Genomic DNA, 5,178 nt, shown 5'->3' with positions numbered 1-5,178 from the left:
CGCGTCGGCTTGGGCGCGACGTGGCCTTCCTGCGCGAACCGCTCCGACCAGCGGCTGGCACTCGACACGCTTACACCGAACCGGGCCGCCGCTCGATGGAAGGAGGCGCCCTCGGCCACGGCCGCCACGACACGCTCGCGCAGATCGACAGACAACGGTGAAGGCATCGAGGGCTCCTTCACCACTCAACGCTGCAAACGGCTAACCCGTCGCAACGCGGCCGGGCACGGCTCTAAGCGAACAGATGCGAGTACACCCGTTGAGTTCCAGAGTCTTCATCCAATAAAATGCCGGGAATCGGACCTCTCGGCCCTTTGCAATGGATCGTTAATGAGCCCAACGACGATTTCCGATTCCATGGATCGCTGACCCAAAGCAGGCCGACGACAATCCACCGAACCTAGACGTAGGTCATTCTCCGCCAACCTGCCGCGAAGCGGACCTTGAAGTGTCCGAGAGGGATCGCAAGTAGCCGTAAATGATAGTTTGCTACAGGTATACCCATGATTTCGGCTTGTGCCCTTGACATTAGATTACATCAGTCCCGTGCTTGTGACGGTGGCCCCACGATGAGACCACTAAAAGCAAGCGTTGCCGTGTAGACCGTCTGGTTCCACTCATCGCGCACCACGACGGAGATGAAATGGTGATCGCCGTCTTTCGGCAGGAGGTCTCTGGCTATCTCTGGAAGCGTACGCTTGGCTTGCAGGCGGACGGCTTCCAGATCAGCGCATTCCACACCCACGTCATCATGTGCGAGATCAGGGTCGTAGATATCGAAATAATAGCAGGCCATGCCGCCCCCCAAAAAGGGAGAGCACGAAAATCTCTCAGCCGCTGATTTCCTTAGGATTTGTCAGCGGTGCTCCAGTTTTGCATGGATCCTTATCCAAAGTCACAACATAAATCAGCGTCCAAATGCCCGCCGATAATACGGCATGCGATTGCCGGAATTGGTATATGATTTTGGAAATCGGTGGCCGGAGCTTATCCGATCTCGGCCACGAAAGGGAGCGGGATGGCGCTGACTGGACCATCTCACCATACTGACATCCACTCAATCCTCCGCAAAGTAGAGAGCATCGCCCTTTTTGCTCTATCCGAGGATGAGAAGGCGGTGCTGCTCGCCCTCCCCGTGCACGTGATGTCATTCGAGCCAGGCCAAGACATCGTGCGCGAGGGTGACCGCCCCTCGCAGTGCTTCGCGGTTCTCGAAGGCTTCGTCGCCGTCTATAAGACCACGCAGACCGGCAAGCGTCAGGTTATGGCTTTCCACGTTCCAGGTGACGTGCCCGACCTCCAGAGCTTGCATCTGAAGATGCTTGACAACAGCATCTCTGCGGTCGGTCCGTGCAGGATCGGTTTTATCCAGCACGACGCAATGCGACAGGTGCTGCGATTTCATCCGCGGCTTGAGGCCGTGTTGTGGCGCTGTACGTTGATCGATGCGGCGCTTGTCCGGGAGTGGTTGCTGAACGTCGCTCGGCGCGAAGCCTACATACGAACGGCTCATCTTTTCTGCGAGCTGATCACGCGCCTGGAGCAGGTTGGGCTTGCACCGGATCACACCTGTGCCCTGCCAATGACGCAGCCCGAGCTTGCGGACGCGCTTGGGATCACGTCGGTCCACGTCAACCGCACCCTCCGCGATCTGAAGGCCGCTGAACTGGCCACGCTGCGCAGCAGACGGTTGACGGTTCACGATTGGGATGGGCTGGTGGCGGTCGCGGAGTTCGACTCAACCTACCTGCATCTGAGTAGTCACGACGAGTCATAGATCGCGCACGACCGCGCTCGGCCCTGCCGGAGCAAGTAAGGCAACACCCTCTTCGACCCCGCCACATCGTGTCGAAAAGTGTGTGTGGCAGCGTGCGTACCCCACCCATAACACGATAGGACGACTGTCCGAGAAGGGTGGTTTTCTGCCGGTCTGCTTTTTGAAAGCGAACTTGAGAAGCCGGACGTTCGCGCGGAATGCGACGCAAGTCGGCTTTTCGCCCATTTCGATCGGTCGAAAACGCCAGAAGGCATCCGACCGCCGATGCTCTGGGGTCGCCGCGGTCTTCGCGGCTCGAAAGGCGGAGAGCCGGCGCCGCGCCAACCCAGAGACCTGATCCCTGACTTGGCGACCTGGCCTGGCCGCGGTTCTCGGTCGGTTGCCGGACAGCCCCTAAACAGCCTCTCGCGCAAGAGCGGGCAGGTCCGCCCCGGCCTCGATCTCGGCCGCCGAGGGCAGACGCCCGAGGCCGAGCAGATGAAGGAACGCGGTGAAGACACCGTTGCGACCGATGCTGCAGGCGGCCGTCACCCTGTCGCCCGTGACGTAGAAGGCGATGAAGTCGAGCGCGGCGGGGTCCCCCTGAAAGATGATCCGGTCGAAACCTTTGGCGTATCCACCGTAGTCGAGCCGCTTGTCGCCCTGGTTGCTCCAGAAGAACGCAGCACCCGCGAACTCGCCGCTTCGACCGAGGATGGCATGGGCCACATGCGTGCCGTGCTGCTGAGCCAGACGCCAATGCTCGATCCGTGCGGTCTCGCCGCTCGCCCTTTCCGGGAAGGCGGCGATATCGCCAGCGATCCAGACGCCGTCCGCGAGCTTGAGGTCCCCGCCGACCTTGAGACCGCCGCCCTCGCAGGGCTCGACGTCCGCGATCAGCTTGCTTTCCGGATCGGCACCTGCGCCGACAAGAACGATGTCGGCCGGGAGGCGCCGTCCGTCCTTCGTCTCGACAGCTTCGACGCGGCCAACGCCGGCGATCCTGGCGACGGAATTGGTCTCGAACGTGACGCCGTTGTCGGCATGGTAATGCTTCAGCGCCGTGCCCACCGCCTCGCCAAAGCGTTTGGCGAAGGGCACCTCCTCGCGCGACAGCACGGTGACGGACAGCCCGCGCTTGTTGAGGAACGCAGCGGCCTCCAATCCGATGAAGCCGGCGCCCACCACGACGACCGACCCACCCTCGTTTGCCGCCTCGCTGATGCGAATCGCGTCGTCGAGGCTGCGCAAGGTGAAGACCCCGTCAAGGGTCCTGCCGGGAAAATCCGGCAGGACCGCCCGGCTTCCGGTGGCGACGAGGATCGCTTCGGCCTCGAAGGTCCGGCCGTCTTTCAAGGTGATGTCACGTCGAGAGGGATCGACCCTGACGACCTCCCCGGTGATACGCTCGACCTTGTTGATCTGGTCGAAGTCGGGCTCGATCAGCACCTTTTCCGGCGGGGTCGGCTTGGCAAGGAACTGCTTGGAGAGCTTGGTTCGGTCGTAGGGCGGGTGCGCTTCGCGGCCGACCATGGTGATCAGCCCGTCATAGCCTTCGCGGCGCAGGGTCTTCACGCAGGCGATGGCTGCGGCACCCGAGCCGACGATGAGCACACGCCCCGCGGTCGCGACCACCGACTTCGTTGGTGCCGGCTCCGGCGTAAGGGTCGCGACGGCTTCGGATCCCTCGATGCGGACAGGGTAGCGCGTCAGGGAATCGAGGGCCGGCGGCTCCTCGAGGCTTCCGTCGGCCAACGCGAAAGCGGCCTTGTGCCAGGGGCAGTAGAGGCGTCCGCCACAGATCTCGCCTTTGGCGAGCGGTGCCCCGAGATGCGGGCACTTGGCCTGGAACGCCCGCACGCCTGAGGCGTCGCGTACGAACAGCAGCTTTTCGTCGCCGGCGGAACCCTCCTTCATGCCCCCCATCGGGATCGCGTCGAGGGCAAGGCGGATCTCGGTTCCGGGCATGGATGGCGTCGCTCCTGGTGAGCGTCATCGCGCCCGGCCTATCAAGTCGCCGGACCCGTTCCGGTTGCCTCTTGCCCGGCCGGGAGCACGCTGGAACTCGGACCCGTGAGACCGCTTCGAGCATTGCTCCGTCATCGTCCGATTGCGCCGCGACCGCACCGTCTTCGGGGCGCTTCCCGGATCGCACGGCGACGGCGCATTCCTCGCAGGATGGTCCGCGAACCGCAGGATCGAACACCTCAGCCTATCGGACGTCCGCTTGTGGGCGTGATGGGAATTCCCTGCGAAGGCGCAATCGGATCGAAAGCAGACCCAAGCGGCTGGTACCGAGCGTCGGATTCGGCCCAATCGTTACGACGTTCAGATCCTGCGCCGTTCAGGCTCCAATGCGTGTGCCTAGGGCAAATCAACCCGTGCCCGTCCTGGGCCAAATTTGACGATCGTAGGGGCCACTCGTCGATACAGGAAACCCGCCGGTCCTCGGACCAGCGGGTTCTCACGAATCCATCGATTAGAACCGCGCGGATCAAGCCGCCTTACGAGCCTTCCCACGAGGCTTGGAGTTCGAGCCCGGCTGCCCCAGCCCGATCGCCTTGGCCAGCGCTGAACGCTGTTCGGCATAGCTTGGGGCGACCATCGGATAGTCGGCCGGAAGGCCGTAGCGCTCGCAGTATGCCTTTGGGGTCAGCCCATTGGCGGTCAGGTGCCGCTTGAGCGTCTTGTACGTCTTCCCGTCGACGAAACTGATCAAACCGTCCTGCTGAACCGACTTGCGGATCTGGGCGGGGGATGGCCGTACAACTTCTGGCTGGGATTCTGCGGCACCGACAGCCGAACCTGAAGCAAGCGCGGCGATGGTGTCATGCATGGCCCGGATCAGACCGGGCAACTCAGCGACCGGCACGGAATTGTTCGAGATGTACGCGGCGACAACCTCACCCGCCATCCTCACGGAATTAACCTGAGGTCCGATATCTTCTGGTACCATTTTACTACTGCTCAGTTGGAAACTTAGGTGCGTGCGGGCACCGCCGCCACACAACTTAGATCAGCAGCTAAAGGCGGGATTCAACCCCCGTCCGCTTGGGATTCGAACGTGGTTAACAAGATCCTCGCAGCAGTGGCTGAGCACGGTACGGCGATCCGACATGTTAGGGGCTGTCATTCGGGCGCCCTCATCCCTTACAGCAGCCGCTCTAGCATCTTGAACCAGACCTGTGCCTCAACCCAATTAGAGCCATGTCCGGCTGGGTTGAATCGTTGGGGGTAGCGGGCAGTCTGCGGATCTGATTCGATGTTGGGCTTTCCGAGGAGGTCGGGATGCCGGCAGCGCTATCGATGGATCTGCGAGAACGCGTGATCGCGGCGATCGAGGCGGGAGCTTCGCGCCGACAGGCGGCCAAGCGCTTCGGGGTCGGCCCATCCAGCGCGATCCGCTGGCATGAACGCTTCCA

Annotated in this window: 6 protein-coding genes; 2 read left to right on the top strand and 4 right to left on the bottom strand. The window is 62.4% G+C overall.

Features of this window, described 5'->3' with window-relative positions:
- Together FV228_RS19690 and FV228_RS19685 are read right to left on the bottom strand one after the other, a co-directional pair.
- A partial coding sequence (locus tag FV228_RS19690; RefSeq protein ID WP_147856164.1) for a helix-turn-helix domain-containing protein occupies positions 1-167 on the bottom strand: 167 nt, incomplete at its 3' end.
- Between the two features lie 371 nt (positions 168-538).
- Positions 539-796 (bottom strand): hypothetical protein, encoded by a 258-nt coding sequence (locus FV228_RS19685; protein ID WP_147856163.1) that lies wholly within the window; start codon positions 794-796, stop codon positions 539-541.
- A 324-nt stretch (positions 797-1,120) separates the two neighbouring features.
- Here FV228_RS19685 and FV228_RS19680 point away from each other — a divergent pair, with 324 nt between their 5' ends.
- Positions 1,121-1,777, top strand: a complete 657-nt coding sequence (locus FV228_RS19680; RefSeq protein WP_246693959.1) for a Crp/Fnr family transcriptional regulator — start codon at positions 1,121-1,123, stop codon at positions 1,775-1,777.
- 393 nt (positions 1,778-2,170) lie between these two features.
- On the opposite strand, the gene FV228_RS19675 is transcribed toward FV228_RS19680, so the two are convergent.
- Both FV228_RS19675 and FV228_RS19670 read right to left on the bottom strand, forming a co-directional pair.
- Positions 2,171-3,682 (bottom strand): FAD-dependent oxidoreductase, encoded by a 1,512-nt coding sequence (locus FV228_RS19675; protein WP_281406508.1) that lies wholly within the window; start codon positions 3,680-3,682, stop codon positions 2,171-2,173.
- A gap of 568 nt (positions 3,683-4,250) precedes the next feature.
- Positions 4,251-4,670 (bottom strand): MucR family transcriptional regulator, encoded by a 420-nt coding sequence (locus FV228_RS19670; protein WP_281406507.1) that lies wholly within the window; start codon positions 4,668-4,670, stop codon positions 4,251-4,253.
- Positions 4,671-5,044: 374 nt separating this feature from the next.
- Between FV228_RS19670 and FV228_RS19665 the strand changes: the two genes are divergently transcribed.
- Positions 5,045-5,178: helix-turn-helix domain-containing protein (locus FV228_RS19665; RefSeq protein ID WP_187277827.1), on the top strand; the 134-nt coding region annotated here is incomplete at its 3' end.

The organism is Methylobacterium sp. WL18 (assembly GCF_008040015.1).
Classification (GTDB): domain Bacteria; phylum Pseudomonadota; class Alphaproteobacteria; order Rhizobiales; family Beijerinckiaceae; genus Methylobacterium; species Methylobacterium mesophilicum.
Note: the sequence above shows the minus strand (reverse complement) of the source record. Positions and strands in the feature narration are given on the sequence as shown.